The sequence below is a fragment of the Zobellia roscoffensis genome, from assembly GCF_015330165.1.
Classification (GTDB): Bacteria; Bacteroidota; Bacteroidia; order Flavobacteriales; family Flavobacteriaceae; genus Zobellia; species Zobellia roscoffensis.
Genome location: NZ_JADDXT010000002.1, coordinates 3988816 through 4007306, shown reverse-complemented (window position 1 = coordinate 4007306; position 18491 = coordinate 3988816). Strand labels below are relative to the sequence as shown.

Sequence of the window (18491 nt, the reverse complement as noted above, 5' to 3'; positions counted from 1 at the left end):
ATTTCTTACTCGTACTTTAAGTTCTCTATAAAAAACATAAGCCTAATCCTTTATGAGGCAGTGTTTTATGTATATGCACAAGTTTTGCTCAGCCAAATATTCGATTTTTGTAATCAATATTTTGGCTATGGCAGATAACAGAAAAAAAAGAGGTTTACGCAAAAAACGGTTCATAATTCCAGTTGGAATTATAGTTTTTCTAATTGTTCTACGCTTATTGATGCCAGTTCTCGTTAAGCAGTATGTAAATAATGTTTTGGCCGAGATTCCTGGTTATTATGGGCATGTTGATGGTATTGATATCGCTTTATATCGTGGCGCCTATACTATTGAAAATCTATCTCTTAGAAAAGTTGAAGCAGGTTCAGAAGTGCCTTTCTTGGATTTTGAAAGAACAGATATTTCTGTAGAGTGGAGTGCACTGTTAGATGGCAAAATTGTTAGTGAAATAGAAATTTTACGCCCAAAAGTAATCTATGTATTTGAAGACCAGCAAGACAGTATAAACGAACCGGAAGTGGAAGATTGGAGCAAAGCTCTCACCGATTTGGTTCCTATAGAAATCAACAATCTGAAAATAGCAGAAGGCATGGCTGCCTTTGTGCAACTTCAAGCTGATCCTAGCATAGATTTAAATCTGAAAAATATTAATCTGCATGCGACCAACCTAAGAAACGTGGTACAGCAAGAACGTACATTGCCTTCTGATATGCATGCTACAGCTACCTCTATAGGAAATGGAGCTATGGAGTTGGATGGGAAAATGAATCTAGTAAAAGAAATACCGGATATGGATATTGCTTTTTCCATAACGAATGCCGATGTTAAAGCTTTAAACGATTTTACTAAATATTATGCCGAGATTGATTTTGATAGTGGCACCTTTGAGGTTTTTGGAGAAGTTGCCATTGCCGATGGATTCTTAAAAGGTTCCATTAAACCGATAATTAAAAATGGAAAACTCATTGGAAAGGATGATGGCTTTTTATCAACACTATGGGAAGGGTTTGTAGGTTTCTTTAAATTCCTCTTAAAAAATCAAAAAAACGACACCTTGGCAACTAAAGTACCACTAGAAGGTGACCTGAACAATGTGGGCACAAAACTTTGGCCTACCGTTACCAATATCTTCAAAAATGCATGGATTCAAGCTTTTAAAGGTGTTGTTGATGATGATATCACTTTTAAAGATGCAGAAGAAGGAGCTGATAGTGAGAAAAAATAGTATTGAGTATTGAGTATTGAGTATTGAGTATTGAGTATTGAGTATTGAGTATTGAGTATTGAGTAGAAAAGTCAGTTTGTTCGAATGAACAAACTGACTTTTCTACTTTGGTATAATTTTAAAAGCTATTTGACCTCACTGTAGTTATCATCCCAGTTTTTTACTTTGGGTTTACCTAGTTTGCCTACGGATTTTGCGACCAACATAGAAACACAGGCGTCACCTGTAATATTTACTACGGTACGGAGCATATCCAAAGGTCTATCTACGGCAAATATAAGAGCGAGACCTATTGCCAATTTATCCTGAGGAAAGCCAATAGCCTCAAGAACAATTACAAGCATTACCATTCCTGCTCCGGGTACGGCGGCAGAACCAATGGAGGCCAATAAAGCGGTAAGTACAATTGTTAACTGTGCAGAAAAGGGCATATCAAAACTTAAGGCTTGAGCAATAAAAACCGCAGCAACACCTTGATAAAGGCTTGTTCCATCCATATTTATGGTAGCACCAACAGGAAGTACAAAACTAGACACTTCTTTGTCTACACCTATATGTTCTTCCACACGCTCCATAGTCACTGGCAGAGTGGCTGCACTAGAACTTGTGGAGAATGCCAAAAGTTGGGCCGGAGCCATTTCTTTTAAGAATTTCCACGGATTGTAACGTGTAAATGTGGCTACGACAATACTATAAAAGACAATCATTAGCATGAGCCCTAAAGCTACTACACCAGCATATTTAAGCAGTGCAAACAATAAATCTGAATCTCCGGAAGAAACTACTACGTTTGCCAATAGGGCAAATACTGCAACTGGAGCAGTGAGCATAATTAAATCTACCATCTTTAAAACTACGTCATTTAACGAGTCGAAAAAATTCTTTAAGGGTTTAGCCCGCTCCTCTCCTATCAATAGCATAGAAATACCCATAAAAATGGTAAAGAAAATTACTTGGAGCATTAAACTATTGTCTCCTAATGCTTTGAACGCATTATCCGGCACCATATCCTCCAAGAATTGCAAAGGACCACTGTCTTGCTGTCTATGCGCTTCTTCTAACTTTGATGTAACACCACTATCATTAGAATAGGTTTCGGTTAATTTTGTTATGGTGTCTTCAGATATACCCTCTCCTGGTTTGAGAAGATTTACTAAAATAAGTCCGATGGAAATGGCAATTATCGTAGTGCCAATATAAATGGCAATAGTCCGTAGACCAATATTTCGGAATTTTGAAATATCCTTTAAATCTGATATTCCCTTTATCAGCGAAGCTAAAATAAGTGGAATTGCAATGAGCTTCAGAAGTTTGACGAAAATCGTCCCTAGTGGGTTAATCCAGTCTAGAACAAAGTCCTTTCCCCACTCTACATAAGTCATTCCAAAGCCAAAGAGAATACCTAGGATCATTCCGATCAGTATCCTCCAGTGTAATTCCAATTTTTGCATGCATCAAAGTTTAAGGAAGTAATATACTGCTTTTGGTCCGAAAGCAGAAAAACAACCTACAAATCGCATATGGATTTAATGAATTGCCAATAAAATGATTACGAATTTACCTTAATGGTACGATTTAGCAATCTAAAATCTGCCATTACTAATGCAGCCATTGCCTCAACAATAGGTACAGCACGTGGTACTACACAAGGATCATGACGACCTTTACCTTTTGTTTGTACGAAATTACCGTCTTTATCAATAGTTTGGTAGGGTTGAATTATTGTAGCTACAGGTTTAAAAGCGACATTAAAGTAAATGTCCATTCCATTACTAATTCCTCCTTGAATACCACCGCTATTATTGGTTTTGGTAGTTCCATCTTGATTGAATTGATCGTTGTGCTCGCTGCCTTTCATAGCAACACCTGCAAATCCGCTTCCGTATTCAAAACCTTTTACAGCGTTAATGGATAGCATTGCTTTTCCCAATTCGGCATGAAGTTTATCAAATGCCGGTTCACCAAGGCCTATTGGCACATTTTGCATCACACATGTAATAATACCGCCAATAGTATCTCCTTCTCCGCGCACCTCTTTTATGTACGCTTCCATTTTGGCTGCCATTTCTGGATCAGGGCAGCGCACAGGATTGGATTCGATTAATGAAAAGTCCAATTCTTGATATGGAGTTCCCATTTTCATATTACCTACTTGAGAAACATAGGCGTTGATTTTCATTTCGGACAGGAATTGCTTGGCAATTGCTCCTGCTACTACCCTACTTGCAGTTTCGCGGGCAGAACTGCGTCCTCCGCCACGGTAATCCCGAAACCCATATTTTTGGTCGTACACATAATCCGCGTGAGACGGTCTGTAAGAGTCCTTAATGTGTGTATAATCGTGAGATTTTTGATTGGTATTGTGAATAGCAAAGCCAATGGGTGTTCCCGTAGTCTTGCCTTCGAAAATACCTGAGTAGAATTCCACCGTGTCCGGTTCTTTCCTTTGGGTTACAATTGCAGATTGTCCAGGTTTTCTTCGGTTTAGTTCATTTTGAACGGCATCAAAATCAATTTCAATTCCTGAAGGACATCCATCTAAAACACCTCCTATTGCTGCACCGTGAGATTCCCCAAAAGTGGAGAGTTTAAATAGGTTTCCAAAAGAATTTCCTGCCATTCTAAAAAATTAAAAGTTAATACTAGCTCGATCAATAAAGACTAAAATCTTAAAAATCTATAATTGAACATGAATTTGTTCCGTCCAGAGTAGTTTTAGTTTTCTGTTTAAGCAAGCAGTAAAGATAAATCTTAAATCATTGACCACAAAATTAGGCTTTAGCTATTCACTATATCATCACACATATAGCTCTTAAAGTTTATTTAATGGTTTCAACATCTATTGATAGTGTCAATTTTACTCAGACTTTACATGTATATGATTAATTTGTATATCCCCTTCTTATAAAATGGAATGCTGGTATACCCGCCTGTTATTTCTTCGTTTTTTAAGTGACTCAGAATACTAAACAGTAGTACACACCAATTGAATATGAAAAAACGAAAAATAGATATCTCCGTAATTTCAGATGCACATTTGGGCACTCTTGAATGTCATGCAGATGAATTACTCACGTATTTAAGTAGCATTTCACCTAAAACCCTTATCCTAAACGGCGATATTCTAGATATTAAACGCTTTAATAAAAATTACTTCCCAACCGTACACACCAAGGTTTTACGCAAGATTATTACACTTTCCATGAAAGGTACCGAGGTTTATTATATAACCGGTAATCACGATGATTTGATGAGGAGGTTTGCCGGTATTTCACTGGGAAATTTACATATAGTCAATAAGTTGGTCTTAAATCTGCATGGTAAGAAAGCTTGGTTTTTTCATGGTGATGTTTTTGATTTCTCTATCAAAAATGCCCGATGGTTCGCTAAATTGGGGAGTTTTGGCTATGCATTCCTTTTCATTGCGAATAGAATGTTCAATTGGTCTTTGAAAAAAAGAGGGAAAGACAAATATTCACTTTCCAACAAAATAAAGAAAAACGGAAAAAAAAGTTTAGAGGTCACTAGTAAGTTTGAAAAATCTGCTGCGGATATTGCCATTGAAAACGGATATGATTATGTAGTTTGCGGGCATATCCATCAGCCTAAAAAAAGTCTACACCAGACTAGTAAAGGGTCTTGTACTTATTTAAATTCAGGGGATTGGGTGGGAAACCTCACCGCACTTGAATACTCTTTAAAACGATGGAAAGTGTATCGTTACAATCACGATAAACTCTCCCCTTTTTTTATGGATGAAGAACTGAAGAACATGAATATGCAAGATCTCATAAATTCCATTGCCGTTGCAAAGTCAAAACCTAAAAAAGAAGGTGAAACTCCAACTGACAACTAGTCTAAACTAGCGCATTTTTTAAAATCGTCACGGGATGCAGAGCCTCCCGCTTAGTGCCATCATAAATTTGATGCCTACAACTGGTTCCATTTGCTGAAATAATGGTGTCTTCAGGTGATTTTCTTACGGATGGGAAAAGTTTTAATTCCCCTACCTTCATGCTGACCTCATAATGCTCTTTTTCATACCCAAAAGAACCGGCCATTCCACAACAACCGGAGCTAATAATGGAAACCTTATAGTTTTCAGGAAGGTTGAGCACATCAAAAGTGACTTTTTGATTACTCAAAGCCTTTTGATGACAGTGTGCGTGAATCTTCACTGTTTTAGCCTCCTTGGTAAATAAGTCAGACGAAATTTCTTTTTTCTGTATTTCCAGAGCAAGAAACTCTTCTAATAGAAATGTATTCAATGCAATGGCACTCGTTGTTTCTTCATCTTGCGAAAAGCGTTTGTACTCATCCCTGAAAGTTAAAACTGCGGAAGGTTCTAAACCAATTACCGGTATTCCTTCGTCAGCAAACTTTTTTAACTTAGGTATATTCGCTAAAGCTAATTTTTTGGCTTGTTTTAAAAACCCTTTAGAAAGGTAGGTTCTGCCACTTTCACCATAGAAGAGTTGAACGTCATACCCAAGTTTAATTAATACTTCAATAGCATCCTTCCCTAACTCAATATCTAAATACTGACTGAATTCATCAATATAGAGTGCTAACTTTTGTTTTGTACTAGTGTGCTTATTTTTAAAAGATTGTAAGTAGTTATCAAAATTAAAACTTGAAACTTTAGGCAAGCTTCTTTCTGGTGCTACACCAGCTGTTTTTTTTAATAACCCACCAAAGAATTTAGAATCATATACCGCATTTGTAAGCCCCGGCATTTTGCTCCCCAACTTATTCAGTGTGGTGTTATAGGCGAATAATTTACCACGCATAGGGTAGCCGTTCGCTTCTTGGTATTGATATAAAAATTCTGCCTTTAAAGTCGCTACATCTACATTACTTGGACATTCGGTAGCACAAGCTTTACAGCTTAAACAAAGATCAAAAACTTCTTTTAATTCTTTTTGGTCAAAATTGTTCTTTTGTTCTCCAACCGTTAAATACTCACGTAATGCATTTGCCCTACCACGTGTGGTGTGCTTCTCATCTCTTGTAGCATGAAAACTAGGACACATGGCACCAGCAGCATTTTCGGTTTTTCTACAATCACCGCCGCCGTTACACTTCTCGGTAGCTTTTAGAATGCCTTCACTATCCGAAAAATCGAGTAAAGTTTTAATCTTCGGTTCGTCTCTATCTACCTCATATCGTAACGATTCATCCATAGGATAGGCATCAACAATTTTCCCAGGATTAAAAATGCCTTCAGGGTCAAAATAAGATTTTATCCGTCTTAGTAATTGGTAATTTTGCTCACCTATCATAATGGGGATAAACTCCGCACGCACAATACCATCGCCGTGTTCACCACTAAACGATCCCTTGTACTTTTTAGTTAAGTGTGCCACGTCTGTAGTAATGTCCCTAAACATGACCACATCATCCTTTTTCTTTAAGTTCAATATGGGGCGTAAGTGTAACTCTCCTGCACCGGCATGGGCATAGTACACGGCAGATTGTTTATAGCCGTCCATAATCTTGGTGAACTCACCTATAAAAGGTTTTAAATCTTCAATAGCAACAGCGGTATCTTCAATACAAGCTACCGCTTTACGGTCGCCTACCATATTCCCCAAAAGGCCTAAACCAGCTTTACGAAGAACAACCGCTTTATTTACATCCCCATCTCTCAATATAGCTTCGGAATAACTAAGTCCCGACAATTTCACTGTTGCAAGAACCGCATTTATTTGACGTTCTAGGTCTTCTTGGGTATGTGCTTTAACCTCCAACATTAATAATGCCGCTGGGTCGCCCTCAACAAAAAACCGATTTTTAAGTTGCTCCCTATTGTTTTTGGTACAATCTAGAATCACCCTATCCATCATTTCACACAGGTGCAAATCGTGTTCCATAACCGGTGCAACATCGGTAAGACAGTCTTCTAGTGTATTGTAATGGGTTACCACCATTGCCGAAAGCTTAGGCGGAATATCGTCCAGTTGAAAAGTAATCTCAGTAGTAAAGGCCAAAGTACCCTCACTACCACTCAATAATTTACAAAGGTTTATTTTTTCTTCGGTGCCACCAAACACATTGGTGTTTAGCAGTTCATCTACGGCGTAACCTGTACTTCTTCTGTGTATTTTCGGTTTTGGAAACTCCTCAAAAATGTGTTGCTGCACTTCTTTAGGTGACAATTCTTTATAGATTTCCCTATAAATAGTACCCTCTAAAGTGTTTAAGCTCATCTTTTCTTCAAATTCACTGGCAGTAAGAGCCTTGAATTCTACTTCGCTTCCATCAGACAATACCGTTTTAAGTGAAATAATCTTTTCACGGGTAATACCGTACTTAATTGAAGTTGTTCCCGATGAATTGTTACCTACCATACCCCCTACCATACAACGGTTTGCTGTAGAAGTGTTAGGTCCAAAAAACAGTCCGTAGGGTTCAAGATGCTGATTCAGTTCATCTCGAATAACACCAGGTTGTAAAGTAACCTGTTTGTTTTTCTCATCAACACTAACGATTTTTGTAAAGTGCTTAGAGGTATCTACAACAATTCCTTCGCCAACCACTTGTCCCGCCAAAGAGGTACCTGCGGTACGGGGAATAAGACCAACTTTATGTTTAGTTGCGAACTGAATTAGTGTTTTTAAATCCTCAGTCGTTTCAGGAAAAGTGACAGCTGTAGGAATTTTTCTATACACGGATGCATCCGTGGCGTACAGGGTTTTTGTTAAACTATCCGATAAAACGCGGCCTTGTAGAGAATTAGCTAATTCTTGCAGTAAATTTTTATTCAACGGTAAACAATTTAGATTGCTAAATTAAGTTTTTATGGTTGAAAGGCGAACGTTTAATGCCTTTTTAGAATCAAAAATCACAAGAATATGAAAAAATGGAAACTTTTATTTTTTATTTGCGTTTGCTTCACCGCACTTTCACTCCAAGCTCAAGAAATAGCAGATAACGCATTAGGTTTGCGTCTTGGAGATAGTGATGGTTTTGGAGCTGAAATATCGTACCAAAAATCTATTGGGCGCTATACACGTGCCGAACTAGACCTTGGTTACCGAGATAGTCGTGAGTTTGATGCCGTTAAACTTACAGGAGTTTACCAATGGGTATATGAAATTGATCAAGGATTTAATTGGTTTTACGGTGCTGGTGGTGGATTAGGAAGTGTAGATTTCTCTCCGGTTCCCAATAAAAACAACCCTACTATTGCCGAAGACCCTGACGGTGGACTCTTTGTTTTTATTGCTGGAGATGTTGGTGTAGAGTACAATCCCGACCTTCCTATTGTGGTATCATTAGATTTTAGACCGGAATTAGGTCTAGTCGGATTTAAGAATTTTGATAACAAATTTAATTTTGATATTGCTTTGGGTATCCGTTATCAGTTCTGAAGCAATTAAATAACAATACAAACCTAAGCTCTTGACTCATAATGTTAAGGGCTTTTTTTTGTTCCGATATATACCTACATTTGCTCAATCTTAAATAAAAAGAATGAAAAAAATAGTATTGTCAATCTGTATCCTAATCGGCTTAGTGGCCTGTAACCAAAAGCCCGAAGGGTATAACTTTAAAGGAAATATTACCGGTGAAGTAGAAAACGGAACAAAAGTATTTCTAAGAGCCATGGGTGAAAATGGCCAGCCTGTAGATGTGGACACAACTACTGTAGACAACGGAACCTTTACTTTTAACGGTGTTGCCGATACTCCAGAAATGCATTATGTTTTTGTTGATAAACTAATGGGCTACACTGCTGTAATCTTGGAAAATGGTGATATTGAACTTAAAGCACAGAAAGACAGCTTAGGTTTTGCTACCGTAAAAGGTTCTAAGCAAAACGAAGTGTTCATGGATTACATGGACCAGTCCAAAAAAATTACCGCACAGGCACAATCTATACAGCAAGATATGCAAAATGCCCAGCAGTCTGCCGATGAGGCCACGGCAAATTCACTCCGTGATGAGATGATGGAGCTGCAAGAGGAATATAAGAACTTTGAGCTTACTTATATAAAGGAGCATCCAGACGCACTTATATCTGTTCTATTAATCGATAGGGCTATTGGAGCTCGCGCCGTAACTGGAGAAGAGGCTCAAGCCATGTATGACGGCCTTTCTCCAGAAATTCAGAAAACAAAAGCTGCTGTTTCTGTTCTTGAAAAATTAGATGCTCAGAAAAAAACCGAAGAGAGTCAAAAGAGTACGGCTATAGGGGCCAAAGCTCCTGCTTTTACCGCTCCTACTCCTGATGGAAAAGAATTAGCCCTTGCCGATGCTTTAGGCAAAGTTACTTTAATAGATTTTTGGGCTGCATGGTGTAAGCCTTGTCGTGCGGAAAATCCTAACGTTGTAAATGTTTATGAGAAATACCATGACAAAGGTCTAAACATTATTGGTGTTTCTTTGGACAAAACGGGAGATGCTTGGAAGAAAGCAATTGCAGACGACGGTCTTACTTGGAACCAAGTTTCTAACCTCGCCTATTTTAACGATCCAATCGCTAAATTATATAATGTAGATGCTATACCAGCAGCTTTCTTGTTGGATGAGAATGGTGTTATCATTGCAAAAAATCTTAGAGGTCCTGCTTTGGAACAAAAAGTAGCTGAACTTCTTCAATAGAATTCTAAGCCCTATAAAAAAAGCCCCGAACGTATTTCCGTTCGGGGCTTTTGATTTTATATGATTTGTTATTAGAACTTGTTACGGACATCTCTAAACTCTCCTGTAACTTTAGCGCTTCCAAGTTTTTTAACACTTCCAAAGACATTTGCTACAGAGTCATCACCTATAAACTCAAGGGTAGCTCCGTCATTAAGAATTATATCTCCATAGACTGTTAAGTTACCTTCAATTCTAAGGGTAGCATCTTTATTAACTGTAATATTTTTTTTAGAATTATTTCTACCGATATACAACGTACCGTTCATTTCAAATAATCCACCACTATTTATGTAGCTACTATTTTTTACTGCCCAGGTACCACATAATAACAAAGAACCGTTTACATTAAGGGTATTGAACCATTTAGACCCTTTGTATTCTTTAGTTTCACCTTCATTTACTGACAGGTTAGAACTACCAGAGTAATAAAGCAAATCAGAACAACGTGCTTCTAAGCTTTCATCAGGTCTGTTCAATTTAACAATCTGAAGACCGGCTTTACCAGAAGCGGCAAAAATATAATCACCTTTTGAGGCTACAAAGTTTATAGAGCCATCCAAATCAACAACACCTATAATATTAGTCTGACCATCTTTTTCTTCGGAAAGACACAAGCCCGCACCACCATTGGCCATAAGCAACACATCTTCGTTAATTGCTACGGCGTTGGTTACGATGTTTTCACTTTCGGTTCCTTCAGGATTCAAAAGAATAGGGATATATTGTACTAAATCTCCACTGGTCATATTATAAACTCCAGCACCCTTAGAACCTTCAGAAACAAATATTCTATCTCCTGAAAAATCTAAAGTTCTCTTACTATTATCTCCAAAGTCCGAACTAATTGAAATTTCCTGACTTACGGTAAAATCGGTATCCATAATACTCACACCATTACTGGCATCTAAAACTGCAATAGTTCCATTATTATGCGCTACGGAACGTAAATCGGAAAAAGAAACATCGTTTTGAGTAGAAAGGTCAGTGCTCTTATAAGACGTCAACAAACCATCTTTACCACTCGTAACCAAAACGCCATCAGATGATATTTTTACATCATTGGCCGTAAATCCTTCTTGAAAACCATATACCAAGTCGCCACTTGTATCCAATCTTCCTCCAGAAGCAGGAATTTTAACCACAAATGAGTTCGCCGTAGCTCTAACCGATTTTTCTGCATCTACACCACCAACAGCATATACATATCCATCATCATAGGCAATGGCGTTAATATCTGCATTGGAATAGTATAACCTAGAAGTTACTCTAGGATTGTTCGGGTCACTTACATCTATAATATCAATACCACCGGCATAACCGTCTTCAACTGTATTGTAGGATACATAGGCATAATTACCATCTACATCTACATGTGAAGCAGTTAGGTTTTCAGCACCAGTATATGAAGGTGGATCCACACGCGCAATTAACGTTAACGGATAATCACCTGCCATTTCTTCAATAGTTTTAGATGTTTTACCTGAAGCACCATCTGTATTATTAATTTCTAGTACACCGGCATCATCATAAAGGATACTATTTTCTAATACTGATTCTTTTGCTTCAAGAGAAATATTGTCTTCAGTATCACTAAACACAGTAGTCTCATCGCTACAAGAGGTAACAAATGCAACAGCTGCTAATGCAGCGAGGGAAAGTCTTTTCATTATAAGTAGGTTTAAAAGCTATTAGATTTGGGTTCTAACAGAACGTAAAACTACGTTCAACTGTATACCTGTCTTGTATTTTTTCGATGAAATACCTATATAACTGGCTTTTCTAGCCTATTTATCGAAATATTGATGTGTTAACTAAGAAGTTTATTAAAAAATATCGATAAACGGCAACTTATATCTTACCTAACTTGGCCATTATTAAAAGGATAATAATAGGTAAAGCTAACAACCCTACCATAAGTGGCTCATTTACTAGTAGTTGAGGCATAAACAGAAGTGTACTTACATACCCACCAATGGCTCCGCCAAAATGGGCCGTATGTCCAATATTGCCTAAACGGCTTTTCATGCCATAAATAGAATACAATAAATAACCAATACCAAAAACATAAGCCGGAACTGGCAGAGGAATGAACATAATACCCAATTGCATATTAGGCTGCAAAAGAATAGCTGCGTATAATACGCCTGTAACTGCCCCACTTGCCCCTACTGCGCTATAATGTGGTTCGTCTTTATGAAAGAACATTGCTAAAAGACTACCCGCTAATAAGCTAATGAAATAGATACCTATAAATTTTCCTGACCCAAACCAGCTAACTACTACAGGGGCAAAAAAGTAAAGTGTAAACATATTGAAGAAAAGATGTGCAATATCTACATGCAAAAAACCCGAGGTAACCATACGGTCTTTCTGGCCAGCTTGAATCTGACCGATGCCAAATTTATAACGTTCAAAGAAAGCCGTATCATTAAATCCTTTTAAAGAGACTAAAATATTGGCTGCAATTACCACGATAGTGGCAATATCTAGGTTGTTCATATTGTGAAGTTAATTTCGTGTCAAATATAGCTATATTTGTGCATTAAAAAGTTTTCATGCAGTTGCTTGTTTTTGTTTTGGTGTATCCGTTGCTATGGTTAATTTCTATACTTCCCTATCGCCTTTTTTATGGATTTTCTGATTTTGTTTTCTTTTGGATCTACCGAGTTGTTGGATACCGAAAAGATGTAGTACGCCAGAATCTAGAATTAGTGTTTCCAGAGAAAACAAAGGCAGAAATAAAAGACATCGAAAAGAAGTTTTATCACCACATGTGCGATATGTTCTTAGAAATGGTTAAAACAATGAGTCTTTCTAAAGAGACTGTAAAAAAACGCTATACTGTTAAGAATATAGAAGTTTTACAAGAAATTGAAAAAGAAAAAAGTATTCTTGTTGTTTGTTCTCATTACGCCAATTGGGAGTGGAATGTTAGCATGAATAATTATGTAAATGCTAAAGGTTATGCCGTTTACCAGAAGGTAAGCAACACCTATTTTGACCAATGGATTAAAAAGGTTAGAGCTCGTTGGAATACAACTTTAATTACCAAAGAGGAGACTGCTAAAACCGTATTACTAAATTATAAGAACAACGTAACCGGTATTTTTGGTATGGTAAGTGACCAATCTCCGCAGAGGTCACGTGCACAGTATTGGACGGAGTTTATGGGTGTGAAAGTTCCTGTAATTAATGGAGCGGAAAGTTTGGCCAGAAAAATGGACCTTGCCGTAGTTTTCTTGAAAGTCTCTAAAGTGAAAAGGGGCTATTATAGTGCCGAGTTTATTCCCATAACCACTTCCGGAAAATCAACGGAAAAGCATGAGATTACCGATACTTTTCTTCGACTTGCTGAACAGCAAATTAAAGAGCAACCTGAATATTACCTATGGACACATAGACGCTGGAAACACAGGAATAAGGTGCCTGTGGAGTTTCAGTAACCCCTCGCTTCGGCTGTGCTCAGGAAGGGGGCAGTTATGACCAATAGTTTCAAACTGACTGCGCTGAAAGGGGTGTTTAATTATGGCCAAGCTCCAAGAGAGTTTATGCACAAAAAAACGCTCAGAATCAAAATGAGAATAATCTCATTAAACATTCCAAGCGTTAAATCTTAAAGCACAACCCTGAGCCTAGTCGAAGGGTGGGCTTGTTACAACCCTGCAACTTCTTTTATCTCACCAATAACGCGATTGGCAAGTTTATCTGCTTCAGACTGACTCTTCGCTTCGGTGTAAATACGGATAATAGGTTCCGTATTGGATTTTCTCAAGTGTACCCAATTTTCTGCAAAATCTATTTTCACTCCGTCTATAGTAGATATTTCCTCATCTTTATATTTTTCGGCCATAGCCTTAAGAATACCATCAACATCTAAACCTGGTGTTAATTGTATTTTCTTTTTACTCATAAAGTATGATGGATAACTAGCACGTAATTCTGCAACAGTCCCCCCTTTTTCGGCCATCAACATTAAGAATAAAGCCGTACCAACCAGTGAATCCCGACCGTAATGACTATCTGGGTAGATTATTCCTCCGTTGCCTTCTCCACCAATAATGGCGTTATTCGCTTTCATTTTGGTTACTACATTTACTTCTCCTACTGCAGCAGCCTCATAGGTACCACCATGCTTTTGGGTAATATCTCGTAAAGCACGGGAAGAAGATAGGTTAGAAACCGTATTTCCTTTGGTCTTGCCCAAAACATAATCCGCACAAGCCACTAATGTATACTCTTCTCCGAACATTTCACCTGTATTGTCAATAAATGCCAAACGGTCAACATCTGGATCTACTACGATTCCAAAGTCCGCCTTTTCTTTGATTACCAAGTCACAGATATCTCCTAAATGCTCCTTTAAAGGTTCTGGATTATGTGGGAAATGGCCTGTTGGGTCACAGTATAATTTTACAACTTCCACTCCTAGCTCTTCCAAGAGTTTAGGAATAGCGATACCTCCGGTAGAATTCACGCCATCTACCACAACTTTGAATTTTGCCTTTCGGATGGTATCTGCATCCACTAAGGGAAGATCCAATACTTCATCAATATGGATATCTATATATGAATCGTTTCTGGTAATACTCCCTAAATCATCTACTTCAGAGAAATCAAAATCTTCTTTATCGGCAATATCAAGAATTTTAGCACCTTGAGCGGCATCTAAAAACTCCCCTTTTTCATTCAGAAGTTTTAATGCATTCCATTGTTTTGGATTGTGACTAGCAGTTAAAATTATACCTCCATCTGCTTTTTCCAAAGGCACAGCAATCTCAACGGTAGGTGTTGTGGAAAGGTCCAAATCAACAACGTCTATACCTAATCCTACCAAGGTAGAAACTACAAGGTTCTGAATCATTTCACCAGAAAGACGGGCATCACGACCAATTACCACTTTCAACTTGTCTTTTTTTGAATACTCTTTAAGCCATATTCCATAAGCTGCTGCAAATTTTACAGCGTCAATTGGGGTAAGGTTATCACCAGAACGGCCGCCGATGGTACCACGTATTCCTGAAATCGATTTTATTAATGTCATTTTTTTCTAAATTCTAAATAGTTTATGCAAATATACAGGTCTAGGGCTAATACTATGTTTGCAATTTGTAAATTCGGACTTATGAATTTTCTTGCACATATTTACCTCTCCTTTGGAGACCAAGAAATTACCTTGGGAAACTTTATAGCGGACAGTATTCGCGCCAATAAATACAAGCATTTACCAGAACGGGTGCAGCAGGGAATTATTTTACACCGCGAAATTGACACTTTTACGGATACACATGATATTCCTAAAATAAGTAGTAAACGGTTGCATAAAAATTATAGCCACTATAGCCGGGTAATCGTGGATATATTCTATGATCATTACCTGGCCAAAAATTGGAATACCTATAGTGACACACCTTTGGATATTTATGTGGAGAATTTTTATGACCTGCTAGAAGACAATTATACCATTCTGCCTGCAGGCGTGCAACGGATGATGCCGTATATGATTTCTGATAATTGGATATACAACTATTCCAAAATGGATGGTATAGCCAAAGTTTTGAATGGCATGAACCGGAGAACGAATAACAAATCTAAAATGAATTTTGCCATTTTAGATCTTGAGGAGCACTATGAAAAGTTTGAAGAAGAGTTTACCGCTTTCTTTGAGGAGCTTATGGTCTTTTCAAAACAAAAATTTATATCACTTTAATAAAAACAAACAAGCTTATAGGATTTTTTAAATAGATTAAAACTTTAAACCGACCCACTTATGAAACCAACACGTTTAATTCTGCTCAAATCCCTTTTACTTCTTCTCTTTGTAAACTGCAAAAGCGCACCCGCTAAACCCGCAAGACCCACTGGTGTTGTTGCTGAAAAAGCCATGGTTGTTTCTGCACGAGAAGAGGCTTCTACTATTGGGGCTACTATTTTAAAACAAGGAGGTAATGCTTTTGATGCCATGGTAGCTACTGAGATGGCTTTGGTAGTAGCGTACCCTTTTGCTGGTAATGTCGGTGGTGGCGGATTTATGGTCTATCGCAAAGCGGATGGTTCTGTGGGTGCTTTGGATTATCGTGAAAAAGCGCCACTATCAGCTACAAAAGATATGTATTTGGATTCGTTGGGCAATGTTATTCCGGGTATGAGTACCAAAGGAGCAACTGCCGTTGGCGTGCCAGGTACGGTAGCCGGAATCATTGAGGTGCACAAAAAATTTGGTTCTTTGCCGTTAGCGGATATTCTTGAACCCGTAATTGCTTTGGCCGATAGTGGCGTTATCGTTACCGAAAAGCAAGCAGCCCGATTTGAAAATGTACGTGATGTTATCCTAGAAGTAAACGATAGTGTTACTACATTTCCCATTGGTTGTAAAGCTGGCGATTTGGTAAAGTATCCTGCTCTTGCAAACACCCTGCGCCGGATAGCCAAAGATGGGCGAGACGGATTTTACAAAGGTGAAACGGCAAAAGTACTGGCAAGTTTTATCCAAGAGAATGGAGGTTTCGTTACCGAAGAAGATTTAGAGCAATACCAAGCACAATGGAGAGAACCAGTTTCTTTTAGCTACAAAGATCTTCATATTATTTCTATGAGCCCCCCAAGTAGCGGTGGAGTCACTATCAACCAAATATTAAAAATGATGGAGCCGTATGATGTGGCCGATTTTGGCCATAATTCCGAAAAGACGGTTCAATTGTTTACAGAAGCTGCACGCCGTGCCTATGCGGACCGTAATTATTGGCTGGGTGATCCTGATTTTGTAAGTATACCAATGGAAGACCTTTTGAGCGATACTTATATTGAAGAAAGAATGGACGATTTCTCCTTTGATAAAGCAACTAAGTCCGTAGATGTTCGTGAAGGAAATCTGCAAATGGCGGAAAGTATGGAGACCACCCACTACTCTATTGTTGATGCAGAGGGTAATGCCGTTTCCGTTACCACAACCTTAAACGGAGCCTATGGGTCAAAGCTCTATTGTGACGAGCTCGGATTTTTCTTAAACAATGAAATGGACGACTTTAGCGCCAAAGCCGGAGTACCTAATATGTTTGGGCTTGTCGGCGCCGAAGCCAATAGCATTGCACCGGGAAAACGTATGTTAAGTAGTATGACACCTACCATTGTAGAAAAGGAAGGTAAACTGTGGATGGTTGTGGGAACACCGGGAGGCTCTACTATCATTACCGCTGTGGCGCAGACCATTTTAAACGGATATGAGTTTAATATGAGTATGCAGGAGGCCGTGGACGCACCACGTTTCCATCACCAATGGCTACCGGATATGGTTATTTTTGAGCCAGATGGTTTTTCTGATGAATTAAAGAGCGAACTGAAATCCAAAGGTTATAACATTAATGAAGACCGGACGCCTATTATCGGAAAAGTAGATGCCATTCGTGTGCTGCCTGATGGTACTTTGGAAGGTGGTGCCGATCACCGTGGTGATGATACTGCGGTTGGTTTTTAATAGGATTGTAGATGATAAAAAGACTATTGAAAATTATTGGAAAAGGCGTTTTAATTGTTGCCGCTATTCTTCTTATCGGTTTTGGGGTGCTCTATTTAATTTATAATGAGCCTCTACCGGAAGGGACCCCAGGAATTGAGGCCGATGCTCTTGCCCATAAGATGCTAGACGCCATAAACAACGAAGCGTATTCAAAAACCAAGTATTTGGAATGGAGTTTTGCCAATGGGGCACACCATTATAAATGGGATAAAGCGAATGGTAAAGTTGATGTGAAATGGGATGACTATCATGTTCATTTACTCTTAAAGAACCCTTCAAAAAGTAATGTTTTCGAAAACGGTTCGGAAGTAATAGGTGAAACTAAAAACGAACTGATTAACAAAGCCGAAGGTTTTTTTAATAATGATTCCTTCTGGCTAGTAGCGCCTTTTAAAGTTTTTGACCCTGGAACAGAACGGAGTTTGGTTACCCTAGAGAACGGTTCTAAAGCTTTACTAATTACGTACTCGTCTGGAGGCAGCACGCCTGGGGATTCGTACCTCTGGCATCTAGGCGCTAATGGCTTACCAGAAAGCTACCAAATGTGGGTCAGTATTATTCCCATAGGCGGACTCAAAGCGACTTGGGACGATTGGAAAATTATGGAAACCGGTGCTTTCCTACCTACTTCTCACAAACTAGGACCTATGACCTTGGATATGGGAGATGTTAGGGGATATAATTGAGAGATAATTCTTAGCCTTGGATGGGTTTTAGAAAGGATCAACCCAATAATTTTTCACTCAAGAATCTCCCGACTTTTTTGATGTTCAAAGATTTTCTGAATTTAATTTCAAAAACACCAACACCACTCACCCATATTTTAAAATCACTATCGCCATCAAAAGTTCCTGCCGTTTCGATGGAAAAGGAGCTAATTTTTGAATACGGAAAAGACTTAAATTCTTTTTTACTGCCCGTAAGTCCCTGAACATCCATAGCAATTATTCGCTTTGTAGTAAACCAAACTTTATCTCTTACATGAGAATATGCTAGGTTTATTTCCTCTCCGTCTATAAGTATATCTTCAATCTTTGCTCTACTTGCTTCGGGGTTTTCTTCTTTTGTTACGCTAAAGGTTACTAGTAAATCAATTTTCATAAA

The 18491-nt window shown here is 38.3% G+C and carries 15 protein-coding genes; 8 read left to right on the top strand and 7 right to left on the bottom strand.

The features are described from left to right. Positions 1–127: 127 nt before the first annotated feature. Positions 128–1225: an AsmA family protein gene (locus tag IWC72_RS16150; RefSeq protein WP_194530466.1), complete on the top strand. Its 1098-nt coding sequence runs from the start codon at positions 128–130 to the stop codon at positions 1223–1225. 125 nt (positions 1226–1350) lie between these two features. Here IWC72_RS16150 and IWC72_RS16145 read toward each other — a convergent pair whose 3' ends face one another. After that, the gene (locus IWC72_RS16145; protein ID WP_194527207.1) at positions 1351–2676 is read right to left on the bottom strand and encodes a dicarboxylate/amino acid:cation symporter; all 1326 of its coding nucleotides are present in this window, start codon (positions 2674–2676) and stop codon (positions 1351–1353) included. A 98-nt stretch (positions 2677–2774) separates the two neighbouring features. Next, positions 2775–3845, bottom strand: a complete 1071-nt coding sequence (aroC, locus tag IWC72_RS16140) for a chorismate synthase (protein WP_194530465.1) — start codon at positions 3843–3845, stop codon at positions 2775–2777. A gap of 372 nt (positions 3846–4217) precedes the next feature. On the opposite strand from aroC, the gene IWC72_RS16135 reads away from it, so the two are divergent. Continuing rightward, positions 4218–5081, top strand: coding sequence for a UDP-2,3-diacylglucosamine diphosphatase (locus IWC72_RS16135; protein ID WP_194527205.1), 864 nt, complete (start codon positions 4218–4220; stop codon positions 5079–5081). A 1-nt stretch (position 5082) separates the two neighbouring features. Here IWC72_RS16135 and IWC72_RS16130 read toward each other — a convergent pair whose 3' ends face one another. Beyond that, entirely contained in the window at positions 5083–7992 is a 2910-nt protein-coding gene (locus IWC72_RS16130) for an FAD-binding and (Fe-S)-binding domain-containing protein (protein ID WP_194530464.1), read from the bottom strand. Positions 7993–8079: 87 nt separating this feature from the next. Here IWC72_RS16130 and IWC72_RS16125 point away from each other — a divergent pair, with 87 nt between their 5' ends. Both IWC72_RS16125 and IWC72_RS16120 read left to right on the top strand, forming a co-directional pair. After that, the gene (locus tag IWC72_RS16125; protein WP_194527203.1) at positions 8080–8598 is read left to right on the top strand and encodes a hypothetical protein; all 519 of its coding nucleotides are present in this window, start codon (positions 8080–8082) and stop codon (positions 8596–8598) included. A 103-nt stretch (positions 8599–8701) separates the two neighbouring features. Further along, positions 8702–9832: a TlpA disulfide reductase family protein gene (locus IWC72_RS16120; RefSeq protein ID WP_194530463.1), complete on the top strand. Its 1131-nt coding sequence runs from the start codon at positions 8702–8704 to the stop codon at positions 9830–9832. Between the two features lie 71 nt (positions 9833–9903). On the opposite strand, the gene IWC72_RS16115 is transcribed toward IWC72_RS16120, so the two are convergent. Together IWC72_RS16115 and IWC72_RS16110 are read right to left on the bottom strand one after the other, a co-directional pair. Further along, positions 9904–11541 (bottom strand): LVIVD repeat-containing protein, encoded by a 1638-nt coding sequence (locus IWC72_RS16115; RefSeq protein WP_194530462.1) that lies wholly within the window; start codon positions 11539–11541, stop codon positions 9904–9906. Between the two features lie 181 nt (positions 11542–11722). Continuing rightward, complete coding sequence (locus tag IWC72_RS16110) at positions 11723–12373, bottom strand: rhomboid family intramembrane serine protease (protein ID WP_194527200.1); 651 nt, start codon at positions 12371–12373, stop codon at positions 11723–11725. 56 nt (positions 12374–12429) lie between these two features. On the opposite strand from IWC72_RS16110, the gene IWC72_RS16105 reads away from it, so the two are divergent. Continuing rightward, positions 12430–13317 carry a lysophospholipid acyltransferase family protein gene (locus tag IWC72_RS16105; protein WP_194530461.1) on the top strand — a complete coding sequence of 296 codons (888 nt, stop codon included), beginning with the start codon at positions 12430–12432 and terminating at the stop codon, positions 13315–13317. A gap of 209 nt (positions 13318–13526) precedes the next feature. Here the strand turns inward: IWC72_RS16105 and glmM are convergent, their stop codons facing one another. Beyond that, positions 13527–14915 (bottom strand): phosphoglucosamine mutase, encoded by a 1389-nt coding sequence (glmM, locus tag IWC72_RS16100; RefSeq protein ID WP_194530460.1) that lies wholly within the window; start codon positions 14913–14915, stop codon positions 13527–13529. A gap of 81 nt (positions 14916–14996) precedes the next feature. On the opposite strand from glmM, the gene IWC72_RS16095 reads away from it, so the two are divergent. From IWC72_RS16095 to IWC72_RS16085, 3 genes are read left to right on the top strand one after another with little or no spacing between them, the layout of a single operon-like run. Then, a complete protein-coding gene (locus tag IWC72_RS16095; protein ID WP_194530459.1) occupies positions 14997–15581 on the top strand; it encodes an acyl carrier protein phosphodiesterase in 585 nt (194 codons plus the stop codon). A gap of 60 nt (positions 15582–15641) precedes the next feature. Then, positions 15642–17345, top strand: a complete 1704-nt coding sequence (ggt, locus tag IWC72_RS16090; protein WP_194530458.1) for a gamma-glutamyltransferase — start codon at positions 15642–15644, stop codon at positions 17343–17345. A gap of 11 nt (positions 17346–17356) precedes the next feature. Further along, positions 17357–18073 (top strand): hypothetical protein, encoded by a 717-nt coding sequence (locus tag IWC72_RS16085; RefSeq protein ID WP_194530457.1) that lies wholly within the window; start codon positions 17357–17359, stop codon positions 18071–18073. Positions 18074–18110: 37 nt separating this feature from the next. Here the strand turns inward: IWC72_RS16085 and IWC72_RS16080 are convergent, their stop codons facing one another. Next, on the bottom strand, positions 18111–18488 hold the full coding sequence (locus IWC72_RS16080) for a PH domain-containing protein (RefSeq protein WP_194530456.1): 378 nt from the start codon (positions 18486–18488) through the stop codon (positions 18111–18113). Between the last annotated feature and the right edge of the window lie 3 nt (positions 18489–18491).

Excerpts from the sequence above, each read along its gene's own strand:
- glmM (WP_194530460.1), bottom strand. The coding sequence starts at position 14,915 with ATGACATTAATAAAATCGATTTCAGGAATACGTGGTACCATCGGCGGC.
- IWC72_RS16095 (WP_194530459.1), top strand. The coding sequence starts at position 14,997 with ATGAATTTTCTTGCACATATTTACCTCTCCTTTGGAGACCAAGAAATT.
- IWC72_RS16120 (WP_194530463.1), top strand. The coding sequence starts at position 8,702 with ATGAAAAAAATAGTATTGTCAATCTGTATCCTAATCGGCTTAGTGGCC.
- IWC72_RS16135 (WP_194527205.1), top strand. The coding sequence starts at position 4,218 with ATGAAAAAACGAAAAATAGATATCTCCGTAATTTCAGATGCACATTTG.
- IWC72_RS16110 (WP_194527200.1), bottom strand. The coding sequence starts at position 12,373 with ATGAACAACCTAGATATTGCCACTATCGTGGTAATTGCAGCCAATATT.
- IWC72_RS16115 (WP_194530462.1), bottom strand. The coding sequence starts at position 11,541 with ATGAAAAGACTTTCCCTCGCTGCATTAGCAGCTGTTGCATTTGTTACC.
- IWC72_RS16150 (WP_194530466.1), top strand. The coding sequence starts at position 128 with ATGGCAGATAACAGAAAAAAAAGAGGTTTACGCAAAAAACGGTTCATA.
- aroC (WP_194530465.1), bottom strand. The coding sequence starts at position 3,845 with ATGGCAGGAAATTCTTTTGGAAACCTATTTAAACTCTCCACTTTTGGG.
- IWC72_RS16105 (WP_194530461.1), top strand. The coding sequence starts at position 12,430 with ATGCAGTTGCTTGTTTTTGTTTTGGTGTATCCGTTGCTATGGTTAATT.
- IWC72_RS16085 (WP_194530457.1), top strand. The coding sequence starts at position 17,357 with ATGATAAAAAGACTATTGAAAATTATTGGAAAAGGCGTTTTAATTGTT.
- ggt (WP_194530458.1), top strand. The coding sequence starts at position 15,642 with ATGAAACCAACACGTTTAATTCTGCTCAAATCCCTTTTACTTCTTCTC.
- IWC72_RS16125 (WP_194527203.1), top strand. The coding sequence starts at position 8,080 with ATGAAAAAATGGAAACTTTTATTTTTTATTTGCGTTTGCTTCACCGCA.
- IWC72_RS16145 (WP_194527207.1), bottom strand. The coding sequence starts at position 2,676 with ATGCAAAAATTGGAATTACACTGGAGGATACTGATCGGAATGATCCTA.
- IWC72_RS16080 (WP_194530456.1), bottom strand. The coding sequence starts at position 18,488 with ATGAAAATTGATTTACTAGTAACCTTTAGCGTAACAAAAGAAGAAAAC.